11 protein-coding genes are annotated in these 16063 nt (G+C 50.7%); 8 read left to right on the forward strand and 3 right to left on the reverse strand.

Annotation, left to right across the window (positions count from 1 at the left end):
- Nucleotides 1-41 precede the first annotated feature (41 nt).
- The 6 genes from M6D89_RS10695 to M6D89_RS10720 all read left to right on the forward strand — a co-directional run bounded on the left by M6D89_RS10695 (nt 42) and on the right by M6D89_RS10720 (nt 8203).
- A complete protein-coding gene (locus M6D89_RS10695; protein WP_253968063.1) occupies nt 42-863 on the forward strand; it encodes an ABC transporter permease in 822 nt (273 codons plus the stop codon).
- Nucleotides 860-1651, forward strand: a complete 792-nt coding sequence (locus M6D89_RS10700) for an ABC transporter ATP-binding protein (RefSeq protein ID WP_253968064.1) — start codon at nt 860-862, stop codon at nt 1649-1651. Before M6D89_RS10695 ends, M6D89_RS10700 begins: the two co-directional genes overlap by 4 nt.
- On the forward strand, nt 1648-2364 hold the full coding sequence (locus tag M6D89_RS10705; protein WP_253968065.1) for an urea amidolyase associated protein UAAP1: 717 nt from the start codon (nt 1648-1650) through the stop codon (nt 2362-2364). The genes M6D89_RS10700 and M6D89_RS10705 overlap by 4 nt, the downstream gene beginning before the upstream one ends.
- A 10-nt stretch (nt 2365-2374) precedes the next feature.
- Nucleotides 2375-3025, forward strand: a complete 651-nt coding sequence (locus tag M6D89_RS10710; RefSeq protein WP_253968066.1) for an urea amidolyase associated protein UAAP2 — start codon at nt 2375-2377, stop codon at nt 3023-3025.
- 87 nt (nt 3026-3112) lie between these two features.
- On the forward strand, nt 3113-6730 hold the full coding sequence (gene uca, locus M6D89_RS10715) for an urea carboxylase (protein WP_253968067.1): 3618 nt from the start codon (nt 3113-3115) through the stop codon (nt 6728-6730).
- A gap of 306 nt (nt 6731-7036) precedes the next feature.
- Nucleotides 7037-8203 (forward strand): helix-turn-helix transcriptional regulator, encoded by a 1167-nt coding sequence (locus tag M6D89_RS10720; protein ID WP_253968068.1) that lies wholly within the window; start codon nt 7037-7039, stop codon nt 8201-8203.
- Nucleotides 8204-8319: 116 nt separating this feature from the next.
- Here M6D89_RS10720 and M6D89_RS10725 read toward each other — a convergent pair whose 3' ends face one another.
- From M6D89_RS10725 to M6D89_RS10735, 3 genes are all read right to left on the reverse strand, one after another.
- On the reverse strand, nt 8320-9804 hold the full coding sequence (locus tag M6D89_RS10725; protein ID WP_253968069.1) for a hypothetical protein: 1485 nt from the start codon (nt 9802-9804) through the stop codon (nt 8320-8322).
- Nucleotides 9805-9960: 156 nt separating this feature from the next.
- Nucleotides 9961-12339: a hypothetical protein gene (locus M6D89_RS10730; RefSeq protein WP_253968070.1), complete on the reverse strand. Its 2379-nt coding sequence runs from the start codon at nt 12337-12339 to the stop codon at nt 9961-9963.
- Nucleotides 12340-12700: 361 nt separating this feature from the next.
- Complete coding sequence (locus tag M6D89_RS10735; RefSeq protein ID WP_253968071.1) at nt 12701-14533, reverse strand: fasciclin domain-containing protein; 1833 nt, start codon at nt 14531-14533, stop codon at nt 12701-12703.
- 305 nt (nt 14534-14838) lie between these two features.
- Between M6D89_RS10735 and M6D89_RS10740 the strand changes: the two genes are divergently transcribed.
- Both M6D89_RS10740 and M6D89_RS10745 read left to right on the forward strand, forming a co-directional pair.
- The gene (locus tag M6D89_RS10740) at nt 14839-15420 is read left to right on the forward strand and encodes a sigma-70 family RNA polymerase sigma factor (protein WP_253968072.1); all 582 of its coding nucleotides are present in this window, start codon (nt 14839-14841) and stop codon (nt 15418-15420) included.
- Entirely contained in the window at nt 15417-16061 is a 645-nt protein-coding gene (locus M6D89_RS10745) for a ChrR family anti-sigma-E factor (protein WP_253968073.1), read from the forward strand. Before M6D89_RS10740 ends, M6D89_RS10745 begins: the two co-directional genes overlap by 4 nt.
- The last annotated feature ends 2 nt before the right edge of the window (nt 16062-16063 follow it).

Genomic DNA, 16063 nt, shown 5'->3' on the forward strand with positions numbered 1-16063 from the left:
ACCTCCGACTCGGGGGCTTTGCCCCCGTCTGAGAGCCAAGAATGAAAAGACTGGTTAACTTAACCCCATCGAAGCCCGCCCGCATCCTGTTAGGGTTACTGCCTTTCGCGCTGATCCTGCTGATTTACGTTATCGCCTCGGATGCGCGGCTGGAGGCCAACCCCAGCGATAAGCTGCTACCCAGCTTTGAACAAATGGGCGATGCCATATCGCGCCTGGCCTTTGAACCCAGCAAACGCACCGGCGAATACCTGTTCTGGCAGGACACCCTATCCAGCTTGACCCGTCTGGGCCTGGGTATTGGCATTGCCGCGTTTATCGGTTTTACCCTGGGGCTGCTCACCGGCGCCCTGCCTACGGCCTATGCCCCTCTGGCGCCATTGATTACGGTAATCTCGCTGATTCCCCCCATGGCGCTGCTGCCCATCTTATTTATTGTGTTTGGCTTGGGCGAGTTGTCGAAAATCGCGCTGATTATCTTTGGCGTCGCGCCTTTTATTGCCCGGGACATTCAGCGCTGCACCCTGGAGATTCCCCGCGAACAATTAATCAAGGCGCAAACTCTGGGCGCCAGCAGCTGGCATATTGTCTGGCGCGTGCTGGTACCGCAGCTCATGCCTCGCCTGATCAACGCCATGCGTTTATCCCTGGGCGCAGGCTGGCTGTTTTTAATTGCCGCCGAGGGTATCGCCTCGACCGATGGTTTGGGTTACCGAATCTTTTTGGTGCGCCGCTATTTATCCATGGATGTGATTCTGCCCTATGTGGCCTGGATTACCTTGCTGGCCTTTATTATCGATTGGCTGCTCGCCAAAACCAGCCAGCTCGCTTTCCCCTGGCACCACCAAGGAGGTAAAGCATGATTGAAATTAAAAACCTGTGGAAGGAGTACGGCGATAACGTCGTTCTGGAAGACATCAGTAAAACCGTTAACGACGGCGAGTTTGTCACCTTGGTGGGCACCTCGGGCTGCGGCAAAAGCACCTTCTTAAAAATGCTGCTGGGCATGGAATCCCCCACCCGCGGCCAGCTGTTAATTGACGGCCAACCGATACCGGATGAACCGGATCAAAGTCGCGGCATTGTGTTCCAGCAGTACTCGGTATTCCCACACCTAAGCGTGCTGGAAAACGTGATGATCGCGCGGGAATTTGAGCGCGCGCCACTGCTGGGCAAACTCTTCGGCGGTCGCAAAAAACAAGTGCGCGAAGAGGCCCGCGCCCTCCTGGAAAAAGTGGGCCTGACCCCAGCGGCCGACAAATACCCCCACGAACTATCCGGCGGTATGCGCCAACGCCTCGCCATTGCCCAGGCCCTGATCCGCAAACCCAAGGTGCTGCTTTTAGATGAACCCTTTGGCGCACTCGATCCGGGTATTCGCGCGGATATGCACCAGCTTATTCTGGAGCTGTGGCGCGAGCACAACCTTACCGTGTTTATGGTAACCCACGATCTCTCCGAAGGGTTTTACCTGGGCACCCGCCTGTGGGTGTTCGACAAGGTCCGCCACGATCCGCAAGCGCCGGGCGCCTGGGGCGCACAAATCACCTACGACTTACCGGTGGGCGAAATTCCCGCCGACACCCTGGCCAAAATGCAACAACAAATTAACGAGCCTGAAGACAAAAAAATCACTGGAGAATCAGCGTGAAAAACATTGATTACACCACCACCCTACCCGGCGCCAGCCACTGGTCATTTGAAGCGCGCCGCGGCAGTGCCATGCGCCTGACCGACCCGAGTGGCGCAGGCAATGTGGGTATGTTGTTCTATAACCCTCGCAACTTATTAGAGCGCTACAACGCCCCCGACTCACTCAAGTGCCAACACACTTTCAAGCTGACCGCAGGACACTGCCTGTACTCGGACATGGGGCGTATTTTCGCCTCTATTACCGACGACACTTTCGGCTGGCACGACACCGTCAGCGGTACCAGCCACAAGGCCATGGTGGAAAAAAACTGGGGCCAGCGGGATTACCAAACCCAAAGTAATGACTGGCTGCAAAATGGCTTTGATGCCTTTTTGGTCGAACTTGCCAAGTACGGTTTAGGGCGCGCCGATTTAGCAGCCAACGTCAACTGGTTCAGTAAAGTCGCCACCGACGATGCCGGCGCCATGGCACTGGATTCCAGCGCCAACCAAGCCGGTGCAAGCGTCGAGCTGCGTTTCGAAATGGATACTCTCGTCATACTGCACACTTGCCCTCATCCGTTAGAGGCCAGTGCCGAATATCCACGCGGAGACATTCGCATCGATCTGGGCGAAGCCGCACCGATCAACGAAGATGACCTGTGCCTGAATTCACGCCCGGAAAACGCCCGGGGCTTTGCCAATAACGCGCTCTACCACATTGGAATATAACGAGGCTGACATGACCATTTTAGAAAGCCAATTGTTACCGGAAAACGCCGCTGAGCGCCACACCATAGGCGCGGGCGATTACTACTTTGCACCGCTAAAAAAAGGCCAGACGTTACGCATTCTTGACCTGGAAGGTAATCAGGCAGCAGACACGTTATTTTTTAATGCCGCCGATGTTTCCGAGCGCTACAGCGCCACCGATACCATTCGCGAACAGGGCAATGTGTACTTAACCGCGGGCAGCGTACTGCGCAGCAACTTAAACAACCCGATGTTGGAAATTACCGCCGATACCTGTGGCCGCCACGACACCTTGGGCGGCGCCTGCGCGACCGAAAGCAACACCGTGCGCTACGATTTGGAAAAACGCTGCATGCACGCCTGCCGCGACAGCTGGATGCTGGCGGTTGCCGAGCACCCTGAGTTCGGCGTTAGCAAGCGGGATATTACCCACAACATTAACTTTTTTATGAATGTGCCCGTCACCGCCGAGGGCGGCTTAACGTTTGCCGACGGCATTTCCGGAGCGGGAAAGTACGTGGAAATGACCGCATTAATGGACGTACTGGTGCTTATGTCTAACTGCCCACAACTGAACAACCCGTGCAACGGCTACAACCCCACGCCGGTCGAGATGATTGTTTGGGACGCGCGGGCTTAAGTCCACACACAAAAAACTGAATCGAATTGCCGCAGAGGACGACCTCTGACGCACAAGGCATAGCCGGGACGACCCGCGGAGACAGTTATGTTTACCAAAGTTTTAATTGCCAACCGAGGCGCCATTGCCGCCCGTATTATTCGCACCCTGCGCCAAATGGGCATCCAATCGGTAGCCGTGTACGCCGAAGCCGACGCCGCCAGCCTGCACGTTCGCCAAGCGGACGAAGCCTATAGCTTAGGCGAAGGCGCCGCTGCCGACACCTATCTTGCGCAAGAAAAAATTCTAGCAATTGCCAAGAAAACCGGCGCCCAAGCCATTCACCCGGGCTACGGCTTTCTCAGTGAAAATCCCACGTTCGTGCAGCGCTGTGAAAGCGCGGGCATTGCCTTTGTTGGCCCAACCCCCGAGCAAATGAATGTGTTCGGCTTAAAGCATACGGCGCGCGAGGTTGCCGAAGAAAATGCTGTGCCTTTGGTGCCTGGCACCGACTTGCTCGACTCTTTAAAGGACGCACTGAAAGCTGCCGCCGAGATCGGCTACCCCATCATGCTAAAAAGCAGCGCCGGGGGCGGCGGTATTGGCATGAAGCTGTGCGAAAGCGAGCAAGACCTTAAAGACAGTTTTGATTCTGTGCGCAAGTTAGGCGCCAATAACTTTTCCGACGACCGCGTCTTTTTAGAAAAGTTTATCGGCCAGGCTCGCCATATTGAAGTACAGGTTTTTGGTGACGGCAAAGGCAAAGCGGTTGCCATTGGCGAGCGCGATTGCTCCAGCCAAAGACGCAACCAAAAAGTGATTGAGGAATGCCCGGCACCCAACCTGCCCGAACCACTGCGCCACGCCATGCACGACACAGCGGCGCGACTTTTGGCGGCGGTTAACTATCGCGGCGCTGGTACCGTGGAGTATATTTACGACGCCAAAGACGAAAAGTTTTATTTTCTTGAGGTCAACACTCGCCTGCAAGTTGAGCATGGGGTTACCGAGGAAGTTTGGGGGCTGGACTTAGTCGCCTGGATGATTCGCCTGGCCGCCGAAGAAGCACTGGATATTGAGCAGGAGTTTGCCCAATTAACGCCCACCGGCCACGCCATTCAAGTGCGTGTTTACGCCGAAGACTCGGTAAAAAATTTCCAGCCCAGCGCCGGTTTGTTAAGTGAGGTTAGCTTTCCGAGTAACGAGCGCAGCGACGATAAAGTCGTTCGTATCGATCACTGGATTGAATCCGGTCTGGAAGTATCCCCCTATTTTGACCCCATGCTGGCAAAGGTGATTACCAAGAGTAAAAACCGCACATCAGCTATTGAGCTGTTAAAAGCTACTTTAATAAGCTCCAAGCTGTACGGCATTGAAACCAATAAAGCGTATGTCACCGAGCTTTTGGACGAGCCGGTTTTTATCGACGGTGAAATTACCACTCGTTACCTTAACGAACGCGGCTTTGCCGAGGCGCGTATCGATGTATTATCCGGCGGCACACAAACCACGATTCAGGATTTTCCTGGTCGCAGCGGTTACTGGCACATTGGTGTACCTCCATCTGGGCCTTTTGATAACTACTCGTTCCGTCTCGCCAATCAGCTGCTGGGCAACGACGCCGAAGCGGCCGCATTGGAAATTACCGTAGCGGGCCCCAGCTTACAATTTGGCTTTGACACCCAGTGTGCGTTAACCGGCGCCGCCATTGATGCAAAACTGGATGGCACACCTGTATCCAGCTGGGAAATTTTTACGGTAAAAGCCGGGCAAACCTTAACCCTGGGCCGCGTTAGTGAACAAGGCGCTCGCGCGTATCTTGCGGTAGCAGGCGGCATTCAATGCCCCAGCTATTTGGGTTCGCGTTCTACCTTTACCCTGGGTCAGTTCGGTGGGCACAATGGCCGCGCGCTGCTGGCGGGCGATGTCCTTCACTGCCGTAAAACCTCGCCAGTAAAAGAAGCGCACATTCCTCAACAGCTGAAGCCCAGCATCAGCAATCAGTGGGAATTACGCGTAGTCTATGGGCCCCACGGCGCGCCGGACTTTTTTACCGATGGTGATATCGACACCTTTTTTACCACCGACTGGGAAGTTCACTACAACTCAAGTCGCACCGGCGTACGACTGAATGGCCCCAAACCCGAATGGGCTCGCACTACCGGCGGCGAGGCCGGCATGCACCCGTCCAACATTCACGATAATGCCTACGCCTTTGGCACCGTGGACTTCACCGGTGATATGCCGGTTATTTTGGGCCCCGATGGTCCATCGCTAGGCGGTTTTGTCTGTCCTGCCACCGTGATTACCGCAGATTTGTGGAAGCTGGGCCAGGTGCGCGCCGGCGACACCATTCGCTTTGTTCCCGTTACCGTAGAAACTGCGGTGGCGATTGAAAAGACGCAGCGCAATTCTATCGCCCAGTTATCCGCCAGCACCGCGCCAGTCGCGACCCTTACAGCCGATAACCTGCCGTCACCAATTGTCGCCCACCTACCGGCTAGCGAAGTCGGTGAAGACGTCAATTACCGAGTCGCGGGCGATCACTTTTTGCTGGTCGAGTACGGACCACTGCAGCTGGATATTAAGCTGCGTTTTCGCGCTCACGCCTTAATGCAATGGCTGGAGAAAAATCCCCTGCCGGGCATGCGCGAACTCACCCCCGGGATTCGCTCGCTGCAAATTCATTACAATAGCCAACAGGTGTCTTTGGATGAGCTCATCGCCCACCTGCAAAAAGGCGAAAAGTATCTCGCCACGCAAATTGCCGAACTGAGCGTTCCCTCGCGGATTGTGCATCTGCCACTGTCGTGGGACGACGAAGCCTGCCGCGAGGCCATCGCCAAATACGAACAGAGTGTGCGCCCGGGCGCGCCCTGGTGTCCTTCCAACCTGGAGTTTATCCGCCGTATTAACGGCCTGGACAGTATCGATCAGGTAAAAGATATCGTCTTCGATGCCTCTTACTTGGTGATGGGACTGGGAGATGTGTATCTGGGTGCACCGGTGGCAACCCCCATGGACCCGCGTCACCGTTTAGTAACCACCAAATACAATCCCGCGCGAACTTGGACGGCAGAAAACTCCGTGGGTATTGGCGGCGCTTACATGTGCGTTTACGGCATGGAAGGTCCGGGTGGTTATCAGTTTGTGGGGCGTACCATTCAAATGTGGAACCGCTACCGTAAAACGCCCGAGTTTGATCAGCGCTGGCTATTGCGCTTTTTTGACCAAATACGTTTTTACGAGGTGAGCGCCGATGAACTAAAACAAATGCGTCGCGACTTTCCCCGTGGGCAATACCCCATCAAAATCGAGCAAACCGAATTCAGTTTATCGGATTACGAACAGTTTATTAGCGATCATGACTCGGACATTCAAGCGTTTCAGTCTCATCGACAGAATGCTTTTGATGAAGAGCTGGAGCGCTGGCACGCCGACGGCCAGTTTAACTTTACCCCGGTTGAACAAACCGAATCGGACAACGAACTGGATCTGGACGAAGGCGACACTCTGGTGGACAGCTCAGTCTCCGGCAGCGTTTGGCAGGTGTTGGTCAACGAAGGCGACGAGGTAGAAGCCGGTCAAACCTTGCTGATTCTCGAGTCCATGAAAATGGAAATTAATATACCCGCGCCCGCCGCCGGGAAGGTCAAGCAGGTATTAAAGGCCTCCGGGAATGGCGTTAAGCCTGGGGATTCCCTGGCGGTGCTGTCTCACGACTAACGGAAGAGAAAGCTTTCCCCTTATTTCAGCTAAGGGGAAATTCTTGCGACGGACTATTGTTTGTTGTCGTCCTTGAAATTCCGACGCATGCGGGCGACGGTGCTGATGCCTCCAGGGCTCTCGCGGGCCTTCGGCCCGCTGCGGCACCACCCATGCACCGCACTATTAACTCAACAATACTAATTGCCGGGCTAATAGCATATAGCAAATATGCATAAAAAGGCCCAGCCAACAACTTGACTCGGTTCTCAAATCGGCAATAATCCGTCCATACCCCCAACCCAGCCAGCTTGACAGGATAAAATAATGAAACCCCACAAGGACTACACACAAACCAGTTACCTTCCCAGTATTGCCCCCCAGGATGCCTTTTTACTTGGCCTACTCGTTCAGGCCAATGCCAATGAAAGTGGCTGGTATCAGTTTTTAGATGCTTTTTGCCAGCACTTTAACTTACACAGCGCGCACATTTATATAGCCATACCCTCACAACGCGCGCCCATATTTCAAGAAACCGCCGGGGCGCAGCCCTCAGAAATGGAGCTGATGGCTTATCTGGAGCATTACTTTCAGTATGATATGGCGCACCTGGCCATACTTCATGCAGCCCCCCATCAATGGATTGCCAGTAACCTGATGCCCAACCGCGAAGTGGTGGAATCCACCCCTGCCTATACCTGGGCCCATCGCAATAATATTCACTATGTCGCCGGCGCCACCTTGTTTCGCGACGCCCAACACACCTGCGTTTTGGTACACAACCGATCACAAAGCCACGGAGAGTACCAGCCCGAAGAGATGCAGCGTATGGAAGCGCTATCGCCTTTTATTGAAAATGCCATGAAACTGCGTTTGGAGCTATCCGGCAGCGGCGATGACAATATCTACATTCGCACCGCACTCAACAAAATGCGTATTCCGGTGGCAATAATCAACGAATTTAGCGAGTTAATGGCGCAAAACCGGCAAATGGAAACTTTTTTGCAAGACCAGTCAGAACTATCATTAACCGGCGGTACCCATTTCCGCCTAAACCAAGAGCATACGAATAAGGCTCTACAATTTGCCATTGCCCAGACCATATCAGAAACCAAAGCAATGGATCTGACCTACAGTACGGACTTAGTACCCGTTAGTCTGGAAGGTCAACACCAAGCATTTATTGGGGTGGACGCCATTATGGAAGATCGCGAAGGCCAGCCTACATTTCGCGGCGCCATGGTGTATGTAGTGTCACCCGATCTGATAACCCCCTTACCGGAACACACCCTTGGCAAAATGTTTAACCTGACAGCCGCAGAAGCACGGGTATGTCAGAGATTTTCTCAACTTCAATCGGCCAAGCAAATTGCGCAACAAGAAAACAAATCTGTTTATACAGTTCGAGAACAATTAAGATCTATTTTTGAAAAAACCGGCGTAGCAAACCAAATGCAACTGATCAATTTACTCTCTGCGTTACCGGCATCTTAGCCTTACACCTATCCGCACTTACAGCGAACACTTTAGGCCCTAGCCCAACAACATACAAATTCTGGTACGCTAGGGCCAACGAACTATCTACACTTGACAGGGATAGCTGGCTTTCTCTATGGGCGTTGAAAATTGAAACGCTCATTATCGTCCACAAGGCCATTTCTGTTTGAATCGACATGGAGTAACATACCGTCTTCAGTAAAGATTACATAGTGATCCATTTCATTTAAATCCTGATCACTCAAACCAGCATCATCGTTGTAATCATTAAAGACATCAATCACAAGAGCACCTGTCTCAGAATTCAGATTATAGCTACCCCACTCCATGCCTGAATCTTCCCCATAAACATCAAAAGGCTCTTCTTCATCCACCTCCATGTGAATATAGGTATTATCTTCAAAAAAAACAAAGGCCAAAAACTCATTTTCTGATGACTCATTCACCCACGGACCGTACAAGCCAGAGGAAGCACTCTGGCGGGAAAACACTAGCGTTTCACCCTCGGTGTCAATCACGCCGTTGGCATTTTCGTCAAACTCCAATGTAAGAATATCCCCTGACACATGAAAGAAGAGGTCCCGATCCTCATCGGTAAAACTAGTCAATCCGGCGCCGCCATTTTCATCAAATATTTGTGAAACAGCGACAAGGCCGGTTTCTTGATTCACCGCGTAAGTTCCCCACTCCATACCTGAATCTTGGTCTTCATACTCGTAAGGCCCCTTCTCGTCAATTTCTACATGGGCATAAGTACCATCAGCAAAAAACACAAACGCTAACAAATCGTTCTCGGTTTGTGATGTTCTCCAAACACCTACAACACTGGAATTGTTCGTGAACTCAATTCCCTCAGCTGTCAACGTCTGCTCAAAATGAGATATAGCGGCACTTTGAGATACTAGTCGCGTAATCACAGAACCCGAATTAGCCACTAGATTGACAACAGCCGCGTTAGCTTCAAAGTCGTTGATTGGCGCCGAAAAATCGACCGGGACCGATACAGTCTTAGCAGTCTTAGCTATTTCAAGTCCATTCTCTGGATTTCCATCGACATCCAGCGACTGAAGTAATCGAATAATATTCACAACCATGGGGTTGGACGAATCGTCGGTTCCCGCAAGATCCAAAGGTGTGATCTTACTGACAGCGGCCACAGCGGGGAACTCGAGATTGCCAATAAAAAAGGTAACCGTCTCTCCTTCTAGATATTGGAACTCACCGCCACCATTTGTCTGACCATCCAAAGTCTCAGTGCGATAGCCGATATTGACAACTGGACTATCTAAAAATACGCCCGTTTTCGCTGCCGCCGCACTGCTGACGCTTGAGGACGAGCTATTGGGCTCTGACGATGCACTACTGTTTGAGCCATCAGAAGAGGCCGAGCTAGCAACCTGCGAACTTGATGAGCCAATTGAAGAAGTAGAACTCGATATTTGCGAATTTGAAGATTCAACTGAAGAGCTCGAACTGCTCATTTGCACGCTTGAGGAGCTGCTAAAGCTTGTGTCATCGTCATCATTCGATGACGATCCTCCACAGCCGGTCACCAAACTTACTGCCATTGCAGCCAATAACCCATTAATTCTTTTCACTGACTTCACCTGCTCTTTGCTCTTTTCGAAAGGACTAGACGCTTGTTTGTGCGCTTAGCATGGAATCCAATAACCATTAAAAGTAACTTGATATACTTGAAATCTCTAGGGGGTTTCCGATCCAGTAGAGTTTATCCAATACCATACCAAAACACATTATCGAAGAATTCTAAACTCACCCTCTACCCGCTTCTCATCATAAAAATCAACATATTGCCAACCTTCACTATCCTCATAAGGATCACTATGTGCCGCCGCCGTAAAGCTAAACCTTCCCGCCATTAAATTATTGGAGTATTCGGTAATTGTAACTGAACCACCGTAGTTTTTATCAATGCCCCGATATACCGAAAGATTACCGGTATGATAATAGCTCGGACCTTCACTATAACTATGAATTACGGCCAAGTGGGAAGAGCTTGTCGTCTCGGTGATAGGCCAATCATTCAACGTGTATGAACCACTTCCTATAAAGTTGGGCCCAACAGAAACTGATAAACTGTAAGAACTCCCACTGAAGAATAGGGTCCAATGATCACTTGTTTCATAGATAACCCCACAGCCAAAGCCAAATAGCTCAAGCGAGTCCATATAAATTAATGTCGAACACCCAGTCTCCAATGAGAACGTAAAACTCACATCATCATTATCAACCTCTCCAAAATAAAGGTCGACACTACGATTATCAATAGAAGCTTCCCCAACATAAGTAAGGACAAACTGCTCACTTTCCATGGGCCGTAGAACGCTAACTTCCCCGGAACTATTCTCAATGACATAATTATCGTTATTTAAGAACACATCGCTGAGTTCAATTGTCCCCCGACCTACGTTTTTAACGTTAATCGTAGCTGAGTCGGACTCCATCGACTGTACTGATCCATCGACCACCTCTACACCTTCAAAAAAAACGCTCAACTTAGGCTGATCAACTGCGATCAGAGTAGCCGACTTAACAACCTCATACCCACTTTCCTCATCTGACAACATGAAGCTAAAATCTACAACTCCATTTTCTGGAATGAGATCTATATCGTTAAATTTGAACTCAAGCCTCATGACTGAATTCTCGGTTGAGACAACCCGCCCATGAACATTAGAGTTTGACACATTGGTCAAACTAAAATCACTCGCATTCGCAGGCTTTATAGTATCGGAATACATTGGTAGGCTAATATTAAAATTGAAAGCCGATCTCACCATCTGCAATACAGCCCTAACGTTGTTTAATCGGCTTACAAATTTTGACTTTTGACCTTCATTCTCGAAACCATACTCAATATTAATGGCGACATTTCCGAACTCCCCCTCCCAAAATTCCAGAATGCCTTTATCATCTATAGTAGTCTTTAACGAATTTTTCGAAATATCACTCTCAGGACTAGATATATATACTCCAACCGGCACGACACATTGTTCATACACCTCATTCATGGAGTATTTTAGGCGCCGCGCATTTTTGTATGTTGCCCAGGCTCCAAGGGAGGTGACTAAAGCCCCCGGCAATGATCCAGCACCCGATGACATCATCCCGAGACCAACCACTGTTGTGTAGAGACTTGCTGTCGAGAAAGCGGAGTCTCTTAGGAAACTCTTAAGCGAACTCTCACAGGAAGAATCTTTCTGCAACACGCCCCTATCGTTTTTTATTGAAGGTGGGGCGTAAGAAGAGCCGCCAGAGAAAAACTCATAATCTCTATCGAGCTGATAAACTATATGAGCCAATAGCATTAAATCATTTTCAGAAAGGCTAGAAATAGACTCTTGGGCCAACAGGAGGTCTTCATACATCTCATCCGTCACGACATTTTGTTCACGTAATCCAGATAAAGATATACCCACGGAATCCAATACGACTTTTAATGGATCTTCAATGACAACCTCTGGGTTTACATTAATTTTCGATGAGTATTTAACTTTATTTATTAAAACGTTAACGTCAGAAAGTCCTTCTACACCTAAAGGAACAATGAAAGAAATCACATTATCCGAAATGCCTACGTGAGATATAGAGACTCCACCCAGGGTCACTTCAACAGAAGCCCCAGAAAGCTCTGGCCCCTCATAGCTGTATACAACCGTGCTGCCGGGAAAAAACTCTAAATCAGAATCTATTAGCGTTATGGCTGTCGGTGTTATTTCGATGACTACGTCATCAGTAGCGCTATTGCCACCGGCGTCTTCGGCAACGGCGATACATTTAACGCTTCTAACTGCAGGATCTACTGGAAGATTTAAAATTTTCCCTTCAAGGCTTCCTCGGTCACATGAAACTGAAACCTCAGGAGGCAAGCCGGAATTATCTGAGGCATTAGTACTTAACATAACTGTGCTACCCGGCCATTGGCTCTCAACATTGCTGTCAATAGAAATTTGGGGAGCTGTCGAATCCTCTAAGGAAGGTGGTGGTGCTGGAGGGTTTTCCGTCGATGCTCCTCCACAACCAAACAATATAAGTGTACATGCCGTCAATAATGCCAAACGCATAAGATTTCTCTCGTTTAACGCGCCTAAAACAGCACTAGTTATGCTCATCTAAACTAGCCCGTGCTCAACGGCGACAGTTTGCCGGAGCACTCATTATACTCCGAAGGATCTATGATAATGCGGATTCGCCAATGCCCATAACCCCTAACATTGGGGGTATGCATGGGAGCAATTCTTAGCACTTAGATCAAAGAAGAGGCCTCATCTAGCTCAAGAGCCGGACCTAGGACCTGAGATTTGAAAGGACGAGCATTATCTATGGGGTATAGTCGAAGGGAAGCTACAAACATTAAAGCATACTGAGCCAATTCAGCACATTTACGCCTTAAATATAACCAGCAAGCTCGCAGCACTAGCTCAAGAGCTTGCCAACCCAGCCCAAGCATGGACCGGGTCTCAGGGCATCATTTTACAAGGTTTCTGTAATCACCGTATCGATGACGTGTATGACCCCATTACTGGTATAGATGTCATACATGATGACATTGCTTCCCTGCACCTGCAGCATTCCGTCAACAATTTCGATACTTACGTCTTCATCGGCGGCAGTGTCGATACTGGTACCATTTAAAGTGAAGGCAGTGACGGAATCTACGGCCATCTCAGCAATAACGTGCTGAAGCAGCACTTGAGTTAAGGCGGGGGTATCCATAATCAAGGCATCCAAGGTGGCGCTATCAATTTTATCGAAAGCGGCATCGGTGGGTGCAAAGACGGTGAAGGTTTCACTCTCGTCCGCCAGTGTAGCGTCCAGGCCCGCCGCCTGAAGGGCGCTCACTAAAGTCGTGAAGTTACCCGCATCGACAGCCGTCTCTACGATGTTGCTGTCAGAAGCCATCATATCCGCAGGCGGCATGATTACCTGATCAATCGCGTGAATGACACCGTTTTCTGCCATCACATTCGCACTGGTGACCATGGCAGTATTAATGTAGAGCGACTCACCACTTAAAGACAGGGCCGCCATATCGTCGTTAGCCATGGAGATTTTTGACATTTCGTCGTTGGCAATTGCGATAGCACCATCGGCCAGCACTGCATTACCGGGAATGACATGATAGAGCAGAATGTCGCTTAGCGTCTCGGTGTCGGCCAGCAACTCATTAATGGTGTCTTCACCCAGTCCCGCAAAGGCCTCATCAGTGGGGGCAAACACAGTAAAATCTGTGTCCAGGTCAGCCAGGGTCGCATCCAAGCCAGTAGCCTGCAATGCAGCGACCAAAGTGTTGAAATTACCCGCCTCCACAGCAACATCAACGATCGATTGGGGCGGCTCGGGCAGCTCCAAATCACCAACAATTACCGTATCAATCACATGGATAATACCGTTGGTGGTGTAGATGTCTTTCATTACCACATTGGCGCCGCCCACAGTGAGTTTGCGGTCCACAATATCCACTAACACATCGGTACCCGCAGAGGTTTCCACAGCGGAGCCGTTGGCCGCATAGGCTGCGCTGGAGTTAATTTCACCGGAAACCACGTGCTGCAAAAGAACAGCTTCAAGCGCTTCCGGGTCATTCAGCAAGGCCGTAATGTTTTCCTCGCCCACCATGTCGAAAGCATCATCGGTAGGGGCAAAAACCGTAAAGCTGCCGCTTTCGTCGGCCAGCACCGTATCCAGGTCAGCAGCCTGTAGCGCCGCAATCAGGGTGGTGAAATTACCATTGTCCACCGCCGTTTCCACGATATTCATACTCGGCTCGCCGCGCTCGGCGGGCGGCATGAGCACAGCATCAATAACGTGAATAATGCCGTTGTCTGTTTGAATATCGGTTGTGGTGACCATCGACAGGTTAACCAGCAGCGACTCGCCTTCGAGAGACAGGCCCACACGCTGGCCATTAGCCACCTCTACAGTATTGCCAGCACTGGCAATCGCGGCTTCAGCGTCGATTTCGGCATCGGCGATTACGTGGTAAAGAAGAATGTCCGAGAGTTGGTCGGTGTCGTTTAAAAGAGCGTCGATGGTGTCTTGCCCCAACAAAGCGAAGGCGTCATCCGTGGGCGCGAATACGGTGAAAGTTGCATCCTCATCGTCCAGAGTTTCATCCAGGCCCGTGGCCTCCAGCGCTGCCACCAAAGTGGTGAAATCACCACTGTCTGATGCTACGTCAACAATCGTTTGCGCGGGTTCCGGTTCAGGCATCGGTGAATCATTGTCGTCATCATCGCTACCGCAGGCCGTTAACCCCAATGCCATCGCGGCGACTAGCAAGTACCTCAGAGTGAGCTTATTCATTTTGCATCTCCTGCAATTAGTAAGAAGTCTTACGTGCAGTGGCAGTTACGCCGTTACAAAATTTCAGGATCAAAAAAGTTTCTTTGATTTGAAAAAATGCGGCTTACGCATCGATTAAATTGATCATTATTAACATTATGGCCGTACCACTGAATTGGCTCATTCTGACTTATGGTTCTGCCGCAGACCCTTTGTCCATGCTATGCTGGTGATCCAACCTGGGCCTGCCTGCGTAAACAAAGAAAACGAAGCGAGGACAGGCACCCATGGCACAGACATCCGTTATACGATCTAAGGTCAGGCACATGAGCGCCCCCGGAACCAGAGACCAAGACACGCAAAAGTGGGTCGATTTACTGCATCAGGTAGCACACCACCGCGACCGGGAGGCCTTTCGGCAGATTTACGATCACTTCGCGCCTCGTATTAAGGCCTATGCGATGAATCAGGGTGTCAGCCAGCAGGCCGACGAGTTGGTCCAAGAGGTCATGACCAGCGTGTGGCGCAGCGCTGATAAATACGCCGACTCACTGGCGTCAGTTTCTACCTGGATTTTTACCATCACGCGAAACCAGCGAATTGATCTATTGCGCAAAGCCGGACGTATGCAGGCGGAAATTAAAGTCGAGACCGAAGAGTTGTGGCAGATTCCTTCTGAAGATAACACCGTCAGTTCGATTCAACAGCTATCTGCTCAGCGTCATCTAAGCAAATCGATCTCCGAGCTACCCGAAGAGCAGATGATTGCGGTGAAAAAAGTTTACTACGAAGGCAAAACCCACCAGGAGGTGGCCGCCGAATTGAATATTCCCCTGGGCACGCTCAAGGGAAGATTACGTTTATCGATGCAAAAACTTCGAGTGATGTTAGAGGCAAAAGAGCTATGAGTGGTTACCATCCCGATGAAATCACCCTCATGGATTACTCAGCAGGGTCGCTTTCACTGGCGCAGTCACTGGCTGTGGCGGTACACCTATTTATGTGTGGCCAGTGCCGCGGGCAGCTTGAGCAACTGAACGCTCTAGGCGGAACCCTATTGGCGCAAAGCGATCCCCAGGCTGTAGAGGTACAGGGTTTCGACGATTTTATGGATACCCTAGACGCAAAACCCGAGCCGCAGATAACGACAAAAGTTCAATCGAGGCTCTACAACCCTCTGCAGAACCTGCTGCCCGATAGTTTTGATGCGATACCCTGGCGCAAGCAAACGAAAGATATTGCCGAGTATGATCTGACCAAGCAGCTGGCGGGACAGGGGGTACGCGTCGCGCTGCAAAAAATACGCGCCGGTGCAAAAGTACCGCCACACTCCCATCGCGGCCAAGAAACTACAGTCATCCTGAGCGGCGGATTTTCCGACGAGCTGGGGGTTTACCATAAAGGCGACTTTGTTACCCGCGACGCCAGTCACCGACACACGCCCACGGCGCTGCAAAATGAGGACTGCATTTGTCTGACGGTTTTAGATGCGCCAATTTATTTTGTCAGCGGCTTTTATCGCCTACTCAACCCTTTTATGCGCTGGTAGCC

Source organism: Gilvimarinus xylanilyticus (assembly GCF_024195295.1).
In the GTDB taxonomy this organism is placed as follows: domain Bacteria; phylum Pseudomonadota; class Gammaproteobacteria; order Pseudomonadales; family Cellvibrionaceae; genus Gilvimarinus; species Gilvimarinus xylanilyticus.

Excerpts from the sequence above, each read along its gene's own strand:
- M6D89_RS10745 (WP_253968073.1), top strand. The coding sequence starts at position 15,417 with ATGAGTGGTTACCATCCCGATGAAATCACCCTCATGGATTACTCAGCA.
- M6D89_RS10730 (WP_253968070.1), bottom strand. The coding sequence starts at position 12,339 with ATGAGCATAACTAGTGCTGTTTTAGGCGCGTTAAACGAGAGAAATCTT.
- M6D89_RS10735 (WP_253968071.1), bottom strand. The coding sequence starts at position 14,533 with ATGAATAAGCTCACTCTGAGGTACTTGCTAGTCGCCGCGATGGCATTG.
- uca (WP_253968067.1), top strand. The coding sequence starts at position 3,113 with ATGTTTACCAAAGTTTTAATTGCCAACCGAGGCGCCATTGCCGCCCGT.
- M6D89_RS10740 (WP_253968072.1), top strand. The coding sequence starts at position 14,839 with ATGAGCGCCCCCGGAACCAGAGACCAAGACACGCAAAAGTGGGTCGAT.
- M6D89_RS10720 (WP_253968068.1), top strand. The coding sequence starts at position 7,037 with ATGAAACCCCACAAGGACTACACACAAACCAGTTACCTTCCCAGTATT.
- M6D89_RS10710 (WP_253968066.1), top strand. The coding sequence starts at position 2,375 with ATGACCATTTTAGAAAGCCAATTGTTACCGGAAAACGCCGCTGAGCGC.
- M6D89_RS10700 (WP_253968064.1), top strand. The coding sequence starts at position 860 with ATGATTGAAATTAAAAACCTGTGGAAGGAGTACGGCGATAACGTCGTT.
- M6D89_RS10695 (WP_253968063.1), top strand. The coding sequence starts at position 42 with ATGAAAAGACTGGTTAACTTAACCCCATCGAAGCCCGCCCGCATCCTG.